This is a genomic window from Aeromonas sp. 6P (genome assembly GCF_051919525.1).
GTDB lineage: Bacteria > Pseudomonadota > Gammaproteobacteria > Enterobacterales > Aeromonadaceae > Aeromonas > Aeromonas veronii.
The window spans coordinates 3,595,139-3,612,170 of record NZ_JBQBEO010000002.1; the positions used below are offsets into that span (position 1 = coordinate 3,595,139).

Annotated in this window: 17 protein-coding genes, 2 tRNA genes and 1 pseudogene; 11 read left to right on the forward strand and 9 right to left on the reverse strand. The window is 57.7% G+C overall.

Annotation, left to right across the window (positions count from 1 at the left end; genetic code table 11):
• The first annotated feature begins 36 nt into the window (after positions 1-36).
• Entirely contained in the window at positions 37-906 is an 870-nt protein-coding gene (locus ACTG2J_RS16580; RefSeq protein WP_005335299.1) for a phosphoribulokinase, read from the forward strand.
• A 16-nt stretch (positions 907-922) separates the two neighbouring features.
• Positions 923-1,456, forward strand: a complete 534-nt coding sequence (locus ACTG2J_RS16585) for a DUF4136 domain-containing protein (RefSeq protein ID WP_421323032.1) — start codon at positions 923-925, stop codon at positions 1,454-1,456.
• A gap of 141 nt (positions 1,457-1,597) precedes the next feature.
• On the opposite strand, the gene ACTG2J_RS16590 is transcribed toward ACTG2J_RS16585, so the two are convergent.
• Both ACTG2J_RS16590 and ACTG2J_RS16595 read right to left on the reverse strand, forming a co-directional pair.
• Positions 1,598-1,894, reverse strand: coding sequence for an MliC family protein (locus ACTG2J_RS16590; protein ID WP_113739634.1), 297 nt, complete (start codon positions 1,892-1,894; stop codon positions 1,598-1,600).
• A gap of 93 nt (positions 1,895-1,987) precedes the next feature.
• The gene (locus tag ACTG2J_RS16595; RefSeq protein ID WP_005362569.1) at positions 1,988-2,392 is read right to left on the reverse strand and encodes an OsmC family protein; all 405 of its coding nucleotides are present in this window, start codon (positions 2,390-2,392) and stop codon (positions 1,988-1,990) included.
• A 300-nt stretch (positions 2,393-2,692) separates the two neighbouring features.
• Here ACTG2J_RS16595 and crp point away from each other — a divergent pair, with 300 nt between their 5' ends.
• From crp to ACTG2J_RS16615, 4 genes and pseudogenes are all read left to right on the forward strand, one after another.
• Complete coding sequence (crp, locus tag ACTG2J_RS16600; protein ID WP_005335304.1) at positions 2,693-3,331, forward strand: cAMP-activated global transcriptional regulator CRP; 639 nt, start codon at positions 2,693-2,695, stop codon at positions 3,329-3,331.
• 125 nt (positions 3,332-3,456) lie between these two features.
• Positions 3,457-4,255 (forward strand): annotated as a pseudogene (locus ACTG2J_RS16605) (putative RNA methyltransferase).
• Positions 4,256-4,595: 340 nt separating this feature from the next.
• A complete protein-coding gene (locus tag ACTG2J_RS16610; RefSeq protein ID WP_439985624.1) occupies positions 4,596-5,690 on the forward strand; it encodes a porin in 1,095 nt (364 codons plus the stop codon).
• 174 nt (positions 5,691-5,864) lie between these two features.
• Positions 5,865-6,500 (forward strand): murein L,D-transpeptidase catalytic domain family protein, encoded by a 636-nt coding sequence (locus tag ACTG2J_RS16615; RefSeq protein WP_252657246.1) that lies wholly within the window; start codon positions 5,865-5,867, stop codon positions 6,498-6,500.
• 77 nt (positions 6,501-6,577) lie between these two features.
• Here the strand turns inward: ACTG2J_RS16615 and ACTG2J_RS16620 are convergent, their stop codons facing one another.
• The gene (locus tag ACTG2J_RS16620) at positions 6,578-7,009 is read right to left on the reverse strand and encodes a universal stress protein (protein WP_005335309.1); all 432 of its coding nucleotides are present in this window, start codon (positions 7,007-7,009) and stop codon (positions 6,578-6,580) included.
• Positions 7,010-7,198: 189 nt separating this feature from the next.
• Between ACTG2J_RS16620 and ACTG2J_RS16625 the strand changes: the two genes are divergently transcribed.
• A complete protein-coding gene (locus tag ACTG2J_RS16625) occupies positions 7,199-7,942 on the forward strand; it encodes a substrate-binding periplasmic protein (RefSeq protein ID WP_439989339.1) in 744 nt (247 codons plus the stop codon).
• Between the two features lie 120 nt (positions 7,943-8,062).
• Here ACTG2J_RS16625 and ACTG2J_RS16630 read toward each other — a convergent pair whose 3' ends face one another.
• Positions 8,063-8,515 (reverse strand): RNA methyltransferase, encoded by a 453-nt coding sequence (locus ACTG2J_RS16630; protein WP_005335311.1) that lies wholly within the window; start codon positions 8,513-8,515, stop codon positions 8,063-8,065.
• Between the two features lie 204 nt (positions 8,516-8,719).
• Between ACTG2J_RS16630 and ACTG2J_RS16635 the strand changes: the two genes are divergently transcribed.
• On the forward strand, positions 8,720-9,811 hold the full coding sequence (locus tag ACTG2J_RS16635; RefSeq protein ID WP_439989338.1) for a PfkB family carbohydrate kinase: 1,092 nt from the start codon (positions 8,720-8,722) through the stop codon (positions 9,809-9,811).
• A complete protein-coding gene (locus ACTG2J_RS16640; protein WP_439989337.1) occupies positions 9,805-10,713 on the forward strand; it encodes a pseudouridine-5'-phosphate glycosidase in 909 nt (302 codons plus the stop codon). The genes ACTG2J_RS16635 and ACTG2J_RS16640 overlap by 7 nt, the downstream gene beginning before the upstream one ends.
• An 86-nt stretch (positions 10,714-10,799) precedes the next feature.
• Here the strand turns inward: ACTG2J_RS16640 and ACTG2J_RS16645 are convergent, their stop codons facing one another.
• The 4 genes from ACTG2J_RS16645 to ACTG2J_RS16660 all read right to left on the reverse strand — a co-directional run bounded on the left by ACTG2J_RS16645 (position 10,800) and on the right by ACTG2J_RS16660 (position 13,732).
• A complete protein-coding gene (locus ACTG2J_RS16645) occupies positions 10,800-11,525 on the reverse strand; it encodes a carbonic anhydrase (RefSeq protein WP_201992107.1) in 726 nt (241 codons plus the stop codon).
• Between the two features lie 350 nt (positions 11,526-11,875).
• Entirely contained in the window at positions 11,876-13,150 is a 1,275-nt protein-coding gene (locus ACTG2J_RS16650; protein ID WP_439997681.1) for an alpha/beta hydrolase, read from the reverse strand.
• Between the two features lie 426 nt (positions 13,151-13,576).
• Positions 13,577-13,652: transfer RNA gene (locus ACTG2J_RS16655), tRNA-Asn, on the reverse strand.
• A gap of 4 nt (positions 13,653-13,656) precedes the next feature.
• Positions 13,657-13,732, reverse strand: a tRNA-Phe gene (locus ACTG2J_RS16660).
• 265 nt (positions 13,733-13,997) lie between these two features.
• On the opposite strand from ACTG2J_RS16660, the gene rraB reads away from it, so the two are divergent.
• On the forward strand, positions 13,998-14,333 hold the full coding sequence (gene rraB, locus ACTG2J_RS16665; RefSeq protein WP_026034893.1) for a ribonuclease E inhibitor RraB: 336 nt from the start codon (positions 13,998-14,000) through the stop codon (positions 14,331-14,333).
• Positions 14,334-14,396: 63 nt separating this feature from the next.
• Here the strand turns inward: rraB and ACTG2J_RS16670 are convergent, their stop codons facing one another.
• Positions 14,397-16,352: a sensor domain-containing protein gene (locus tag ACTG2J_RS16670; RefSeq protein ID WP_429118351.1), complete on the reverse strand. Its 1,956-nt coding sequence runs from the start codon at positions 16,350-16,352 to the stop codon at positions 14,397-14,399.
• Between the two features lie 185 nt (positions 16,353-16,537).
• On the opposite strand from ACTG2J_RS16670, the gene ACTG2J_RS16675 reads away from it, so the two are divergent.
• The gene (locus ACTG2J_RS16675) at positions 16,538-17,032 is read left to right on the forward strand and encodes a hypothetical protein (RefSeq protein ID WP_005335330.1); all 495 of its coding nucleotides are present in this window, start codon (positions 16,538-16,540) and stop codon (positions 17,030-17,032) included.

Consider the following 17,032-nt stretch of genomic DNA (forward strand, 5'->3'; position numbering starts at 1 on the left):
ACCTTATAACGGAATTCCCAAGGAAGAGAGAATCCCATGTCGGCCAAGCACCCCATTATTGCCGTTACCGGTTCGTCCGGTGCCGGCACCTCCACCTCCACCAACGCCTTTCGCTCCATGTTCCATCAACTGGGATATACCGCGGCTGTGGTGGAAGGTGACAGTTTTCACCGCTACACCCGACCGGAAATGGATGTAGCGATCCGCAAGGCGCGCGAACAGGGGCGTCATATCAGCTATTTTGGCCCTGAGGCCAATGACTTCGGGCTGCTGGAGAGCTTTTTCCAGGGCTATGGGCAGGATGGCAATGGCCAGTATCGCCGCTACCTGCACAGCTTTGACGAGGCGGTGCCCTTCAACCAGATGCCCGGCACCTTTACCCCCTGGCAGCATCTGCCCAGCAATACCGATCTGCTGTTTTATGAAGGGCTGCACGGCGGTGTGGTCACCGAGGATCACAATGTGGCGCGCCACGTGGATTTTCTGATAGGCGTGGTACCCATCGTCAACCTGGAGTGGATCCAGAAGCTCATTCGCGATACCTCGGAGCGAGGGCATTCCCGCGAGGCGGTGACCGACTCCATCGTTCGCTCCATGGATGACTACATCAACTTCATCACCCCGCAGTTCTCGCGCACCCATATCAACTTCCAGCGAGTACCGACGGTGGATACCTCCAACCCCTTCAGCGCCAAGGTGATCCCGAGTCTGGACGAGAGTATGCTGGTGATCCGGTTTCGCGGTATCAAGCAGGTGGATTTCCCCTACCTGCTGTCGATGATCGACGGCTCATTCATGTCGCGGATGAACACCATAGTGGTGCCGGGTGGCAAGATGGGCTTTGCGATGGAGCTGATCCTGCGCCCGCTCATCCAGCAATTGATCGAAACCGGCAAAATAACCTGATTCAAAGGAGTTCACGATGCGGCTTGCTTATCTCTCTGTGGCACTGCTCGCCCTGCTTGGCGGTTGCAGCAGCGGGCCGGCGGCACCCACGCTGGAGTCCGGCACCATGCTGGTTCGTCCGATGGGCAACTGGACCTATGGTGCAACCCCGCGCTACGCCCTGGCCGAGCAGTATCAATTTGCCGGTGAGTTGGCGGAAGGGTGGCTAGAGCCAATGCAGCAGGCGGTAAGCCGGGAGCTCAATAGCAAGGGGTGGCAGAGTGCACCGCTTGACGAGGCGGATCTGTGGGTCGCCATCGGCGTCGCGGGCGGCAAGGATATGAGTGACGGCGAGATTTTCGCCCGTCTTGGCATGACGCCCGGGGTATATGCCTCGGCCAACCAGCGCAAAGGGTCGCTGGCCATCGTGCTGCTCGATCGCAAAACCCAGAAAGCGGTCTGGAGCAGCATCATCCAGCTGACCAGCGACGTGAGCATTGAAGACAGCCAGCGTCAGGCACTCAGCCAGCAGCTCGCGGCCGAGCTGCTCAATCGCGTCCCCACCAACTAGCGCTTGTTTAGTGATAACGGATGGATAGAAAAACGGCTTGCCTCCCGGCAAGCCGTTTTTTGTGGTCTCACAGTTGTGTCCCAGTCTGGTCTTGGCCAGACTGGGACACAAAGCTGCACACCTTCAGCTATCTGTGGTCACTTATTTAAGCGTACAGGTCAACAGTGTGACCCCTTTCTGGGTGAGAAGAGCCTGTTTCTCTTGATTCCAGAAGGTGGTCAGGCCGTCAGAATATTTGGCGCCAGACTCTGACTCCACACGCGCCAGCTTGTGGTAAACCCCAGAATAGGGGAACTGCACCATGTCAGCCTGGGCATCATAGGTAACGGCCAGCATCTCTTCGCCACACTGGTATTGGCTGTATTGATACTGGGTAGGTTGCGGGCTGCTGCACGCCGCCAGGCCCAAAAGGGGAAGCAGAGCGATCAATTTTTTCATTGCACTTTCCTTATGTAATGGCTTTATGTCATGGCCTTGTGCAGTGGCCTTACGTAACGGCCTTATGCCAGGGTACCAACGAAACTATCGTTATCAAGCTTCAACAATTTGATAACTATGGGTAATTTGTACCGCTTTTTCCAACATCAGGGAAACAGAACAGTATTTTTCCATCGACAGATCGACCGCTCTGGCCACCTGTTTCTCTGCCAATCCCTTGCCCGTCACCACGAAGTGCAGATTAATCTTCTCGAAAACCCGGGGCACGCTATCGACCCGTTCGCCACTGACATCGACATGGCATGCGGTCACAGACTGGCGCGCTTTTTCGAGGATGGAGACCACATCAATGGAGCTGCAGCCACCGACCGCCAGCAGGATCATCTCCATCGGGCTGGCCCCCTCACCGGGGTTGGCACCATCCAGGATCACCTTGTGACCGGATTCACTCTCACCCACAAACTTCATCCCTTCCACCCAGCTGACCTTGGCTTTCATCTCGCACTCTCTCCTGTTAATCATGATGATGGATCCCTAGCATAACCCAGTCGCTTATCTCTGCCGAACAGGGGGAGTTGGGATGGAAATAGATCAAAATCAACATCTCCGACCTCTATCTTCCCTAGAATGGCCGGAGCGGCGCAGCAGGCATTACTCAAAGGGCTCTGTCAAAAGCCCGCAAAGCCTTGTCAGCACAGGCAAAGGCTCTTATCCTACTGCGACCAATACAAGGAATGGCAAGATTGGCAGCTTGCCCGGACGCACAAGTCCATAAAAAGACACTACAGAGGAATTCTCATGGTCATTGGCAAACCGCAAAGCGATCCCACCCTGGAATGGTTCTTGTCGCACTGCCACATTCATAAGTATCCCGCCAAGAGCACCCTGATCCATGCGGGTGAAAAAGCGGAGACCCTCTACTACATCGTCAAGGGCACCGTGGCCGTCTTGATCAAGGACGATGAGGGCAAAGAGATGATCCTCTCCTATCTGAACCAGGGTGATTTCCTGGGCGAGATGGGGATGTTCGAGGAGAACGAGAACCCCGAGCGCTCCGCCTGGGTTCGCGCGAAAGGCTCTTGCGAAGTGGCAGAGATCTCCTACAAGAAGTTCCGCCAGCTGATCCAGGTCAACCCGGACATTTTGATGCGTCTCTCTGGCCAGATGGCCAAGCGCCTGCAACACACCAGCCAGAAAGTGGGTAACCTCGCCTTCCTGGATGTGACCGGCCGGATCGCCCAGACCCTGCTCAACCTGGCCAAACAGCCGGATGCCATGACCCACCCGGATGGCATGCAGATCAAGATCACCCGTCAGGAGATCGGCCAGATCGTCGGCTGCTCTCGTGAAACCGTGGGCCGCATCCTGAAGATGCTGGAAGAGCAGGAGCTCATCTCTGCTCACGGCAAGACCATTGTGGTATTTGGCACTCGCTGATGACCCGTCCGCAGGCCTGACTGAGGCCTTGGGATAAAAAAGGCTGCTACGGCAGCCTTTTTTGATCCTCTCCCCTATAATCCCGAACGCCCTTCACTGTTCCGGCATTCGCCCAGAGAGTTACTATGCACCTTCAATGTCCCCGCTGCCGCAGTCCGCTCCATCTTCATGAAGCCTCCCAGGGGCGCTATTGCGACAACAAGCATCACTTCGATCCGGCACCGGAAGGTTATCTGGATCTCATCCCCGGCAAGAAAAACCCCAAAGACAGCGACAGCCGTGCCCTGATGCGCGCCAAGCACCATTTCCTGGAGGCCGGCCACCAACTGCCGCTAGTTGAGGCCATGGCCGGCCTGCTCGCTCCGCTGGCCCCACAAGAGCTGATCCATCTTGGATGCGGTGAAGGCTACTACTGCCGCGCGCTGGCAGAGCGCCTGCCCGGCTGGCAGTTTGCTGGGGTTGATATCGCCAAGAACACCATCTTTGCCGCCAAAAAAGCGCAGCCGGACGGCCAGTTTGTCATTGCCGATCCCGCCCGAGCACCGCTGCAACCGGGCTCTTCAGGTGCTGCTGGTCAACGATCTCAAGGTCAAGACCGAGCAGCTGGTCAGCTGGCTGGCGCCCGGTGGCTATCTGCTCTATCTGCAGCCTGGCCCCCGTCATCAGTGGCAACTGCGGGTCAGCCTCAACCCGGTGAGCATGGAACACCCCCTCAGCTGGCCAACCCTCGGCGGCCTCAATCCGGTGACTCAACAACGCTGCCAGTTCAGCCTCACCATGGATCAGGCCATGCGCAGCTTTATTCTGGAGACCAGCCGTCTTGGCTGGCGGGCAACCGGTGAGCAGCGTCACGCTTTCGCTCAACAAGGCCCGAATGAACTGGAACAGGATCTGCTGCTGACCCTGTGGCAACAGCCCATCTGATCACTGGGGGGAGCCTTGCAAGGCTCCCGCCCCGTTTTTCCCGCCCCGCCCCATTCTCCCCTGCGTGATCTAGCTCACAACTGAGCCATCGACTTTGTTGCTCAGAACAGCCTTGATGTCAAAAAAGTCACTAGAAAACAATTCATTGAATTTAATCTTTTTCTATCTTGTCAAAAACCGTCACACCCAGTTTTGATAACGACCTCGCAACCTCAATTAAACAACGATGGATTCAGGCCCAGTCAAGGTTGGGACGCCTACCGTGTGGCTATCGGACTATTTCCGATTTCACAAAACCGACAACAAGTTCGGAAGTGTTTACATCAGAGGAATAACGCATATGAAGAAGTCTGCACTGACTATTGCCATCTCCAGCCTGCTGCTGGCGAGCGGTGCCCATGCTGCTACCGTTTACAACCAGAACGATACCAAGCTGGAGATCGGCGGCCGTGCACAAGGTGCTTACTACGGTACTGACGACAACGGTTCCGAAGGTGACCAGAGCTACTTCCGTCTGCACGTTGCTGGCGAGACCAAGATTGCTCCCGAGATGAAGGCGTTCGGCTTTGCCGAGTACAACCTGCCGACTTCCGGTTCTGACAACGACGAGCTGCGTTATGCCTATGCCGGCATCAAGCACGACCGTTTCGGCGCATTCAGCTATGGTCGTCAGGATGGCCTGTTCACCAAGGCCGTCAACAACTATACCGACGTCCTGCCTGAGTGGGGCGGTGACGGCCTGGGCAAAGATACCGAAGTATTCGGCACCGGCCGTACCAACGGTCTGGCCCAGTACATCTACACCTATCAGGGGCTGACTCTGGGTGCCCAGTTCACCGGTAACAATGATCCGCAGAATGCTGACCGCTCTAACCTCTCTGGTGCACACAGCACTTGGAATCCGAAGGGCTCTGCAGAAGGTTTTGCTGTATCTGCCAACTATGATTTCGACATGGGTCTGAGTCTGGGTACTGCTTATAACCAAGCAGGTAAAACAGATGAGCAGGCAGCCAATGCCGCTTTTGGTGGTGATCGCGACGCTAAACTATACGGCGTAGGTGCCAAATACGCAGTGGGTGACCTTTACTTGGCAGCAACCTATTCCCACGGTGAAGACCACCTGTATGTCAAAACCTTCAACGGCTATGCAGAGAAGATGGATGGCTACGAAGCTGTTGCCCAGTACGCCATCGGCAAGTTCAAGCCTTCTCTGGCCTACCTGCGCACTGACGTGAAAGACTCAGCTCACGGTGTTGATGATACCTACACCGAGTACGTATCTATCGGTGCCTGGTACAACTTCACCGACAACTTCAACGCCTACGTTGACTACAAGATCAATCTGTTGGACAACAATGGCGTGGATGCTCACACCAACTCTCTGGGCAAGAACACCGACGACGTAGTCGCGGTTGCCCTGCAGTACAACTTCTAAGTAATTGGAAGTCAGTTATACCCTGTGATACCAATGTCTACTGTTTGAATGACTTCCGGCCGCTCTGCGGCCGGTTTTTTTATTGCGCCTTTTCAGCACCTTGCATATAACTATCGAGCGGATTGATGGCAATATCCGCGCCGTTGACAGGGAGTGACAAGGAGATATTCACGGATGAGACAAGTGCGCGGTAACATAGACTGGCAACGCGGGTGGCAGTTGTTGCCACTGCTGTTGATATCGCTCATCTGGAGCAGCACGGCAGATGCCAGCTGGGATCAGAGCCTCTATCGTCAACTGGGTCTGGCCGGCAAGCTGGATAAACAGACCTTTCGTCAGGCACTCAACAGTTATCAAACTGTGCGCCACAAACGAAAACCTATTCTCACCATCATCGATTACAGCAAGCCATCCACCCAGCGCAGACTGTTTGTCATCGATATGAAGCGCCACAAGCTGCTTTATCACACCTGGGTCAGCCATGGCCGGAACTCAGGTGAACTGGCCGCAAAACGCTTTTCCAACCAGCTCAACTCCCGCCAAAGTTCCCTCGGCGTCTATCGCACCGCAGAAACCTATCTGGGCAAGCATGGCTACTCCCTGCGGCTGGACGGGCTAAGCCCCGGCAAGAACAGCAATGCCCGCAAGCGTGCCATCGTGGTACATGGCGCCGCCTATGCCAGCCCGACTCATCTGCGCAAATATGACAAGCTGGGCCGCAGCTGGGGTTGCCCCGCCCTGCCCAAGGAGCAGGCCAGGGCCATCATAGATACCATCAAGGGAGGGAGTGTCATCTACGCTCACGGCTAGCGGGCACAACACCAGAAAACGCAAGGCCAGCAATCGCTGGCCTTGTTTGTTACGCTTTTCACTCTAAACGTGGCGCGTTATTGGCGCACCACCAGTACCGGACAGGGTGCATGACGCACCACAGACTCGGCGACACTGCCTACCAGCAGATGGCTGATACCGGAGCGACCGTGGCTGCCCATCACGATCAGCTCAACCTCATCCTCCTTGGCCTGAATGACAATTTCATCGGCGGCGCGGCCAAAGCGAATATCAAAGGTAGCCGGGATCGGCAGGGTGGCAACCAGCTCTTTGAGCTGGGTTCTGGCCTGACGCTCCATCTCGTGAGTAATCTCGATGGCCGTCATATGAAGGATCTTGTAACTGTCAAAACCGTGCAGTTGATCAACCACGTGGATCAGCTTGAGCTGGGCCTGATGGCTCTGTGCCATGAAAACGGCATAGTCGAGTACCGCGCGAGACATTTGGGAAAAATCGACTGGACAGAGCAGAGTCTTGATCGATGGCATAATGCAGTCTCCTCTACTGATTGGGGTGCTATTGAATCTTTACTCGATCATAACGATCCGACCGCAAATAACCCTCGACCCTGTCGCAAAATAGAGATGCGGGATGTTTTCTCCGCCCGCCGCGATCAATGGCATGGTATAAATCAGGTGATAAATGCTCTCCTCACCCCTGCGAGGATAATGCTGACCATGCTACGCATCGGTTGTTTGCTGCTTTGCTCTCTGTGTGCGATCGCCCACGCTCGCACAACCGATATCCACGTCTATTGCGATGGCTGGCCCGGTTTCTGCCAACCGGATGGCCGCGGTATCTATCTCGATCTGGTGCGAACCATCTACCAACCCCACGGCTATCAGATCGTGCCCCATATCGTGCCTTACAAACGCGCCGTCGCCATGGTAGCCAGGCAAGAGGGGGATATGGCAATGAGTGTCTATCGGGACGAGATCAAGGGGGTCAAACAGCCCCATCAGCCAGCCTCCGCCGATGATGTGACCGTCTTCATGCTCAAGCAGTGGCAGCCACAATGGCGGGGAGAACGCAGCCTGGAGGGAGAGACCGTACTCTGGCGGCGAGGATGGGTGCTGGATAAATATCTTCCGGTCACCATGCGATGGCATGAGATCGACAACCATGAGATGGCCCTGCAGCTGATTAGCAAGGGGCGCTATCGCTATTACCTGACCGCTGGCGTGCTCCATTCTACCGATGAGACCCCGGCCAATATGTACCGCACCATTTTGCGCTGGATCCCGACTTACCCCATTTTTGCCGATACCGAGCAGGGCGACCGGCTACTGCAGTTGTGGGAGCAGGAGATGGTGAATCTGATCCGTCGCGGCACGCTGGCCGAGATATATCGCCGTTATCACCTCTATGACTACTACCGCGACTTTCTCGAGGAGCAGGCGGTCAAGGCAGGCGAAAACTGATCCCACCATAGGGGAAAGAGAAGGATACCGCAGCCCCGTCAACAGCGGCCACCGCCAGCAACCAGTCTATGAGCAACACCGTTTCCATTACGGTTTGATTGACCGTGGCCACGCCACAACTCAGGGTTGCCGGAACCCCTTCGCCAAGCGGTCATAGAGGATCACATTGACCGAGGCGGCCAGATTCATGCAGCCCTGGGTCGGCACATAAACCACATCTTTCACCGCGCCATAGAGGGCGGGATCGAGCGTGCCATCCTCCGGCCCGAAGATATAAAAAGCGCGTTCCGGATGGACATAGTCGGGGAGCGGTGTAGCGCCGTCGATCAGATCAACCACCACGGGCACGCATCCCTGCGGGATAAACGCCATCAGATCATCCACCCCGAGCAGCGGGATCTTCTCCACCATCTGCTTGGTATCGGTGGCAAAGCGGCGCGCCAGCTCGAAGCGGTTGCCAGTGTAGTAGACCTCGTCCACCCCGTAACAACCCGCAGCCCGCATCACTGAGCCGACATTTTCCGGAGACTTGGGATTGACCAGCCCCACACAGCAGAATGCACTCTTTTCCATCATCTCTCCTCATCTTGCGGCGGCCATTATAAGCCGTTGCAGGGCCACCGACCCGTTAAAAGTCCCCTCCCCGGCTAAACCGCTTGCCAACCCATCTTTGAATGTCGATTTATTGTGCGCAATCCGACAAATCTTGCACAAGCCGATAGCCAGCAAACGTTTCCCAGCAATAATGGACAAACGTTTGCAAATGGATGTTTGTCTATGACTGAGCGTGAACAAGAGATCCTCGCCATGCTGCGTCAGGATCCCATGATTGCCCAGCAGGAGCTGGCCGATCGCCTCGGCATCAGCCGCTCCGCGCTGGCCAGCCACATCTCCAGCCTGATCCGGCAGGGATATGTGCAAGGCAGAGGTTATGTACTGCGAGAGGGCCCCTACATAGTGGTGATCGGCGGTGCCAATATGGATATTTGCGGCACCAGCCATGACAACCTGCTGCTCGGCGACTCCAACCCGGGCAAGGTGCGCACCTCGGCAGGCGGTGTCGGCCGCAATATCGCCGAGAATCTGGCGCGGCTCGGCAGCGACACCCGGCTGCTGACAGCGGTCGGCAACGACCAGTATGGCCACCATCTGCTGGAGGTAAGCCAGCGGGCCGGCGTCGATGTGCGCCAGACTCTGGTGCTCGATGGTCACGCCACCTCCTGTTATCTCAGCCTGCATGATGGTAGCGGCGAAATGAGCTGCGCCATCAACGACATGGCCATCATAGAGCAGCTCACCCCAGCCCGCCTGACCCCCCTCGCAGGCTTTCTCGGTGGTGCCCGGCTCTGGGTGCTCGACACCAATCTGGCTATCCATACCCTCGACTGGTTGTTTGAACGGCAAGGTGAGCACGCCATCTTTGTCGATACCGTTTCGGTGGCCAAAGTGGAGAAGATCCGCCCCTGGCTCGGCAAGATCCACACCCTCAAACCCAATCGCAGCGAGGCAGAGCAGCTGTGCGGCATGACCATCGCCGGGCCCGAAACCTGGCCCATGGTGGCCGCCTGGTTCCACCGCGCCGGGGTCAAGCGACTGTTCCTCAGTCTGGGTGAACAGGGGATCTTTTACAGCGATGGCGAGCAGCAGGGTCACCTGCCGGTACTGGGTAGTCCGGTACTCAACGTCACCGGCGGCGGGGATGCCTTTATGGCTGGCCTCGCCCACGCCTGGCTGCAAGAGCTCGACATTGCCCAGACCACCCGCTTTGCCTTGGGCTGCGCCGCCCTCACCGTCAATTGTTCCGATACCGTTTTTTCCGGTCTGAGCAAGACCGCCGTTGACCGCATACTGGAGGAGTACTCATGCTGAACGCTTACCTCGATATCCAACCGGAAGTGGCTGCCGCACTGGCCGCCGGCAAACCGGTGGTCGCCCTCGAATCCACCATCATCTCCCACGGCATGCCCTATCCGCAGAACGTGGAGACGGCCCGTCAGGTTGAACAGGTGGTGCGCGATAACGGCGCCATTCCGGCCACCATCGCCATCCTCGACGGCCGCCTGAAGGTGGGTCTGGATGCGAGTGCGCTGGAAGCGCTGGGCCGGGCTGGCCACAGCGTGACCAAGTGCAGCCGCCGCGACATTCCGTTCGTACTGGCGCGCAAGGGGATGGGGGCCACCACGGTCGCCTCGACCATGATCATCGCCGCTATGGCGGGGATCCGGGTCTTTGCCACCGGTGGCATTGGCGGGGTACATCGCGGCGCGCAAGAGACCTTCGATATCTCCGCCGATCTGCAGGAGCTGGCGCAAACGCCAGTGGCCGTAGTCTGCGCCGGAGCCAAGTCGATCCTCGATATCGGGCTGACGCTGGAGTATCTGGAGACCCAGGGGGTGCCGGTGATCGGCTATCAAACCGAAGAGCTGCCCGCCTTCTACACCCGCGAGAGCGGCTTCAAGGTCGATTATCGCCTCGATACCCCGGCAGCCATCGCCGAGGCGCTACGCCTCAAGTGGGAGCTGGGACTGACGGGCGGCGCCGTGGTGGCCAACCCCATCCCGACCGCACACGCCATGCCCAAAGCCGATATCGACGCAGCCATTGCCCAAGCGTTGCGTGAAGCCGATGAGCAGGGGATCAAGGGCAAGGCGTCGACCCCCTTCCTGCTGGCCCGCGTCTGCGAGCTGACTGGCGGCAACTCGCTGGCGGCCAACATCCAGCTGGTACTGAACAACGCGGCACTTGGCGCCCGCATCGCCGCCAGCCTCTGATCGCTCGCCGATACCTCGCCATGTAAAAGAGGGCCTCGCGGCCCTCTTGTGGTTTTTGCTATCTGCAGTGCTATTGCAACGCTGTGTTATTGCAGCACCACGCGCCCATTGAGGGGCTGCACCGGCCGGTTGTTGGGGTGGTGCATCACCGCCTTGAAGGCGTCGATCTGGGCCTGACTGACCTCAATCGGCTGCTTCATCACCAGCCAGCGCACTCCTTCCGAGCAGGGAGGCGTAGTAAGGGAACCGCTGAAGCGATAGTAGTCACGATTCTCAGGCAGCAGTTGCTCAGCAGAGAGCGGCGCCTTGAGGGCCTGGATCTCCCCCACCTTGGCAGGTAATGCACTCCAAGCTGCCGCCAACGCCGGATTGGCCTTGCCAGCCTCGAACATCACCGCCACCACGGCGATCTCTCCCTTGTCACTGACATGCACCAGATGCCCTTCCAGCGGATAGGATTTGCCCTCGATGAGGTTCTCACTCGGGGCGTGGAAGTGGAACTGCTTGAGTTCAAACCTGGTGCCATCGAGTTGCAAGGTGCTGCCCGGGGCATAACCGACCTGCACGGTATGACCGTTGTTGACCACTGTGTTGCCACCCGCCTGATAGTGGAGTACCAGCGGGGCCAGTTTGGCCTCGACCAATCCGCTCAGGTCAACCGGCGACTGATTGCTGCCCGCACACTGACCAAACTCAGGGGTCAGCTTGGCCCAGTGGGCAGGCCCCGCCTCACCGCTATATTCCCAATGGGGGGTGGCAGCAAACACGACAGGGCACAGCAACAGGGAGCAGGCCAACAGAGACTTTCTCATCATACATCCTTATTGTGATTGAAAAGCACGACCATCCCCTCCCCCGGATTGCGGGGCATGCAGAGATGGCATATCTGATACGCGGGATACAGAACATCAGAGCGACTTTCTAATGGTAACGAGCACGGGTTGGTCTATCGGTTTGACCGCGGCTCAATACAGAGTCGTTTGGCAAGTATATGGTGAGGGATCGGCAGAGACAGTGAAAGAGGGGGAAATTAATCAGCCTGCTATCCACTCATCGTCTGGCGGATACGGGTCAAGGTTCAGGGTGTCACGCTTTCATAACAACCATCCATAACAACCATCGCGGGAGTCCGGGCTCCCGCGATGGTTGCCGATAACGGCAATTAACGGTCGCGATTCAACGCGATCAGACGATCAAGAATCGTCTCACCATCGGCACGCAAACCGTTATGCTCATATTCATTGGTGATCCAGGCGCGACTGTTGCCAAGCCCACGCAGAGTTTCGCGACTGTAGTCAAACTCCACATACATATCCTCGGCATAAACGGCGCATGCTACCGGCACCTGGTTGCGGGCCAGCAGGGCCGGATTATAGAGCGCCCCCCAGTCCGCCTTGTTGGCCAGCAGATTAGCCGCCTCTTTCAGGGGCAGCAACTCGCGGAACTGCTCGAACATCCAGGGGTAAACCATCTCGCCGGTGAAGGCGAAATCCTTGCCGGGCGCCCAGTTCACCGCAGGACACTCTCCTCTGACCCGATCCGCCGCCCAGCGAGTCGCCTCCCCTTCGGCGTAGATAGCCTCGTGCAGAATGGCAAACAGCGGGTTGGTATTGAATGGCTGCATGCTCTGCACCTGATAGAGAAAGGCCGGGCTCAGCTTGTCGCCGATAAAGGCCTCTTCCAGCAGGTAATAAAGCTCCTCAAAGGCACCCGTAGCACCGAGATCCAGCCCCTGCTGCTGGAACTGCTCCACCGTCAGGCGCTGGCCGTTGGGCAGTCGCACATCATGCTGGTGCAGATGGTTGGCCAGCCGGTTGGCAATCCCCTGAGCATGGGGGAAGCGGGCGAAGAAGGCTCGGTTCTTGTCAGCCACCCGCTGGTAGGTGGCGCGGTAAACCTCCTCGGCGCTGCGGCCAATCGGCGCGATGCCGCCGGTGATATAGACCTCCCGCAGGCTATCGGGGAAGAGCGAGAGATAGGTCAAGCAGCAAAAACCACCAAAGCTCTGACCAAGCAGGCTCCAACGATGCTTGGGGCAGAGCTCCTGCCGGATGAACTCGGCATCTTGCACTATGCTGTCGGCGCGAAAATGGCCGAGATACTCCGCCTGCTCGGCCGGGGTCATTTTGGCCAGAATCTGCCCGTGGATGGGGCTCGACATCCCGGTGCCACGCTGATCCAGCAGCAGCACTCGGAACTCCTGCAACGCCCGCTTGAGCCAACCACTATTGGCCGTCGGGCGCGGCGCCCCGAATCCCGGCCCACCTTGCAGAAACAGCAGCCAGGGCAACTTCTCATCGAGCTTGTCTTTACGGCAGAGGGTGCGGGCAAACAGGGTAATGCTGTCGCCATCAGGCTCATCATGATCGAGGGGAACAGTAAAAAAGTGCGGCTCGCAATGAATGCCGTCCAGTACATAGCTCAAGGGGCTGTTCATCTGGGATCTCTCCGTCAGGATGGGAACATCATTGATCCCATCATATCCCCGCCCGGCCACAGGGTCACTCCAGTTTTCCAAAATGTTAACAATGGCTTAAAGGTCGAAACATCACCCGACAAGCAGCTCTTCAACAGTGCTGAATTAATTGTTTTGCAGGGGAGATTGACGCTATGGCGCCATTCAACAAAGATGGCTCGCCTGCACAGGAGTGCAGCCATTCAGGCCGACAAAATGGATAAGGGAATGTGATGAAACCGAAGTGGATCAGGGCCAGAAAAAGAGAGAAGAAGCCATGCCCTGGCAGCATGCTGCAAACCGGAATGCTGCTGTTCAGTGCCACCTGTGGCGCGACGCTCTTTTTGGCCGCATGCAACAGCAACTAGAAATGAAAAAGCCCGCTCGATTGAGCGGGCTTTTCGAATTTGGCTCCTCCTACTGGACTTGAACCAGTGACATACGGATTAACAGTCCGCCGTTCTACCGACTGAACTAAGGAGGAATTATGGTGCCCAGAGACGGAATCGAACCGCCGACACGGGGATTTTCAATCCCCTGCTCTACCGACTGAGCTATCTGGGCAACGGCGCGCATTAAACCCTTTCCAGCGCAGAGTGTCAACCATGATGACACGATAAAAAGTGCGTTCGCTCAACAACCGAACGAAGCGACCATTTATTATCCATTCCAGTCCCGTTTCACGCACTTGCTGGCCTCTGAACACCCTGCAGTCTGCGCCAATATGATGGAAATTCGAGGTTCAGTGGGTCCGCCGCATTGAGCCGAATCCACTCTGCGAGTATGCTTTGCCGCAATGATACCGCCTGGAGGCAACATGAGTCTGAATATGCAAGAGTGGCGTGATGAGACCACCGAGATCGTCAACGAACTGCTGGCCGATGGCAGCAATCCCGATGCGGATTACGACATCGAGCACCACTTCGCCTGCCAGGATTTCGACCGTCTGGAAAAAGCAGCGGTTGACCTGTTCAAAGCCGGTTTTGAAGTGACCGATGCCGAAGAGATGGAGCTGGATGACGGCGCCACCATCTTCTGCTTCGATGCCACCATCGAGTGCAAGCTGAATGTCGAAGCGATCGTCGCCGATATCGCCAAGATGCTGCCCATCCTGGAAAAATATGGGGTGGATTACGATGGCTGGGGCACCTACTTCCAGGATTGATCCTGCCTCCATCGTAAAACAACAAGGCCACCTTGCGGTGGCCTTGTTGTTTCTGACGATCTCTCACACCAGATAGCTGGCAGCAAACTCCGCCGGCGGCAGGGGGCGACTGAACAGATAGCCCTGTAGCCGATCACACCCCGCCTCGGTCAGCCACAACTGCTGCTCGGGTGTCTCTACCCCTTCGGCGGTGATCCGGATCCCAAGCTCATGGCCCAACCCGATGACCGAACGCACTATAGCGGTGGTCGCGCTATTGCTGGCGAGCCCCTGAGTGAAGCTGCGATCTAGCTTGAGGGTCGCCACCTGCAAACGTGGCAGATAGGCCAGCGAGCAGTAACCGGTACCAAAGTCGTCGATGGCCAACTGAAAACCGGCGGCGATCAGGTTGTCGAGGTTGGTCTCAATCTCGTCGGCGTTCTCCATCAACACCCCTTCGGTGATCTCCAGCTCCAGTTGACTGGCCTTGAGACCATGGCGAGCGATGCAGGCAGAGACCCGCTCACAGAGCGCCGGATCACGGAACTGCAGCGGCGAGAGGTTGATGGAGAGCACCATATCCGGCTGCGCAGTTTGCCACTGCGCCAGCTGGGCACAGCCCTGCTCCAGCATTAACTGGCCAAGCTGACCGATGATCCCCATCTCTTCCGCCAACGGAATGAATTCGTCGGGGGAGATCATCCCAAGCTCGGGATGGGGCCAGCGACAGAGCAGCTCGGCGCCATGCAGCCGGTGGGTGCGGGTACAGATGATGGGCTGATAGACGGCAACCAGCTGGGCGGACTTGATGGCGAGCGGCAACTGGGCGGCGATCAACTGACGCCGCTTGAGCCGGGCATGCAGCTCGGGATCAAACAGGGTGCAGTACTGCTGCTGCCGTTTGCCCTGCGCCAGCGCAGCCTCGGCATGACTGAGCAACCGCTCGGCATCGCTTGCCCGCCCCTGAGCCAGCCCCAGAAACACCGGGATCTGGATGCGATGATCTTCCACCTGATAGTGCTCCATCAACTGCTGCTGCAGATGCTGGCTCCACCCCTGCAATGGCTCGTTGAAGTCCGGCAGCAGCAGGCTGAAGTCATCGGCAGCGACCCGACAGAGCAGGGAACGCGGCGGTACCAGCTGCTGCAACCGCTTGGCCACCTGGCTCAGCAAGCGGTCGGCAATCCGGATCCCGAAGCGATCGTTGATTTCACGAAAATGGTGCAGATCGACCAGCACCAATGTGGCACTGCGTCCCCCAAGATGGCGGCTGGTCTGCAAGAACCGGGAGAGTTTGAGCAGCCCGGTCAGACTGTCGTAGTGCTGCTCCTGCTGCAACTGCGCCTGAGTGGTGCGCAGGCCGGTGATGTCACGCCCCAGCGTCAGGATCCCGAGGGAGTGGCCGTCACCATCGGGGACATCGACCCGGGTGATCTCCATGTGTCGCCCCTGCCCGCTGGCATCCAGCAGACAACACTCGCCATGACCCATCCCCTGCGGCGCCGCCAACCGGAACGGCAGTTGCTGACCCAGCACCTCATCCGCCCCCTGGCCGATAAAGTCGAGGAATGCCTGATTGCACTCCAGCAATACCCCGTTGTGATCATCGAAACGGATCAGGTCAGGAATGGCATCGAGCAGAAAACGCTGCAACAACTGCTGCTTTTTGACCGTCTGTTCCAGGCTCTTGCGCTGGGCAATCTCGTTAACCACCCCGAATACTGCGCACGCCTCTCCCTGCGGGGTGTAAAGAGGCACCTTGTGCACCTCCATCCAACAGGTATTCCCACCCCGGTTGCAATGGAGCTGCTGATACAGCATCGGCACGCCTCCGGCAAGCAGCTGCTCATCCTCACTGCGAAAGAGATCGCCCCATGGCATATCTGCATCTGTCTTGCCGACAATCTCGGCAGGCGACTCCAGCTTGGCTTCACGGGCGAACTCACGATTGGCGAACAGGTAACGCCCATGACTATCTCGACAGAAGATACTCATTGGCAATTGGTCGATGATCTGCTGCAGCAGATCCGGGGTGAGCATGTTGGTCACAGGGGTGCTTATGGAGGAATTTCGAGCAAATCTATGATAGCAAACCAATTTTGTAAAGCACCCCGATCACCTCCCCATAACATCGAACGCTGGATGGTTGCTGACAGAGATTGTCGCTCCGGCGATAATAGGCGCCGGTTGGCCAATGGCCTGGTGATATGGACGAGAGAAACAAGATGAAAAAGATTATGGGGAGCGCATTGGCGCTGCTGCTGGTTGGTTGTGCTGGTGACAATAACGGCGGTGAGGAGTATCGCTACAACCCGCCAATTGCCAAGGCAACCAACAACACTCAGGAAATGGCGATCCCGGTGGATCTGGTGTGGGCTCGCGCCGAGAAGTGGTTCACCGATCACGGCCTCACCATCGAAAACAGCCAGCGTGGCTCCGGCCTGATGACCGCCAACGTCAACCAGTCAGCCGACGGGCTGGAGTGGCTGGACTGCGGAACTATGGGTTCCAAAGTTGCACTGGGCAACCCGAACCTGCAGATCAACCTGATCATCACCCAGAGCGGCAACAGCAGCGTGGCCACGGTCAACGTCAAGGGCAACACCGAGCTGTTCTTCGTTGAGTCCTCAGGCGAACGCGTACCGGCCCCGTCCATCAAGCCGGTCTGCGTCTCCCGCGGCACCCTGGAGCAGAGCCTGTTCGCCACCCTCGGCAACTGA

Bases quoted from the DNA above. Each gene is read 5' to 3' on its own strand.
- ACTG2J_RS16580 (WP_005335299.1), top strand. From the start codon at position 37: ATGTCGGCCAAGCACCCCATTATTGCCGTTACCGGTTCGTCCGGTGCC.
- ACTG2J_RS16585 (WP_421323032.1), top strand. From the start codon at position 923: ATGCGGCTTGCTTATCTCTCTGTGGCACTGCTCGCCCTGCTTGGCGGT.
- ACTG2J_RS16590 (WP_113739634.1), bottom strand. From the start codon at position 1,894: ATGAAAAAATTGATCGCTCTGCTTCCCCTTTTGGGCCTGGCGGCGTGC.
- ACTG2J_RS16595 (WP_005362569.1), bottom strand. From the start codon at position 2,392: ATGAAAGCCAAGGTCAGCTGGGTGGAAGGGATGAAGTTTGTGGGTGAG.
- crp (WP_005335304.1), top strand. From the start codon at position 2,693: ATGGTCATTGGCAAACCGCAAAGCGATCCCACCCTGGAATGGTTCTTG.
- ACTG2J_RS16610 (WP_439985624.1), top strand. From the start codon at position 4,596: ATGAAGAAGTCTGCACTGACTATTGCCATCTCCAGCCTGCTGCTGGCG.
- ACTG2J_RS16615 (WP_252657246.1), top strand. From the start codon at position 5,865: ATGAGACAAGTGCGCGGTAACATAGACTGGCAACGCGGGTGGCAGTTG.
- ACTG2J_RS16620 (WP_005335309.1), bottom strand. From the start codon at position 7,009: ATGCCATCGATCAAGACTCTGCTCTGTCCAGTCGATTTTTCCCAAATG.
- ACTG2J_RS16625 (WP_439989339.1), top strand. From the start codon at position 7,199: ATGCTACGCATCGGTTGTTTGCTGCTTTGCTCTCTGTGTGCGATCGCC.
- ACTG2J_RS16630 (WP_005335311.1), bottom strand. From the start codon at position 8,515: ATGGAAAAGAGTGCATTCTGCTGTGTGGGGCTGGTCAATCCCAAGTCT.
- ACTG2J_RS16635 (WP_439989338.1), top strand. From the start codon at position 8,720: ATGACTGAGCGTGAACAAGAGATCCTCGCCATGCTGCGTCAGGATCCC.
- ACTG2J_RS16640 (WP_439989337.1), top strand. From the start codon at position 9,805: ATGCTGAACGCTTACCTCGATATCCAACCGGAAGTGGCTGCCGCACTG.
- ACTG2J_RS16645 (WP_201992107.1), bottom strand. From the start codon at position 11,525: ATGAGAAAGTCTCTGTTGGCCTGCTCCCTGTTGCTGTGCCCTGTCGTG.
- ACTG2J_RS16650 (WP_439997681.1), bottom strand. From the start codon at position 13,150: ATGAACAGCCCCTTGAGCTATGTACTGGACGGCATTCATTGCGAGCCG.
- rraB (WP_026034893.1), top strand. From the start codon at position 13,998: ATGCAAGAGTGGCGTGATGAGACCACCGAGATCGTCAACGAACTGCTG.
- ACTG2J_RS16670 (WP_429118351.1), bottom strand. From the start codon at position 16,352: ATGCTCACCCCGGATCTGCTGCAGCAGATCATCGACCAATTGCCAATG.
- ACTG2J_RS16675 (WP_005335330.1), top strand. From the start codon at position 16,538: ATGAAAAAGATTATGGGGAGCGCATTGGCGCTGCTGCTGGTTGGTTGT.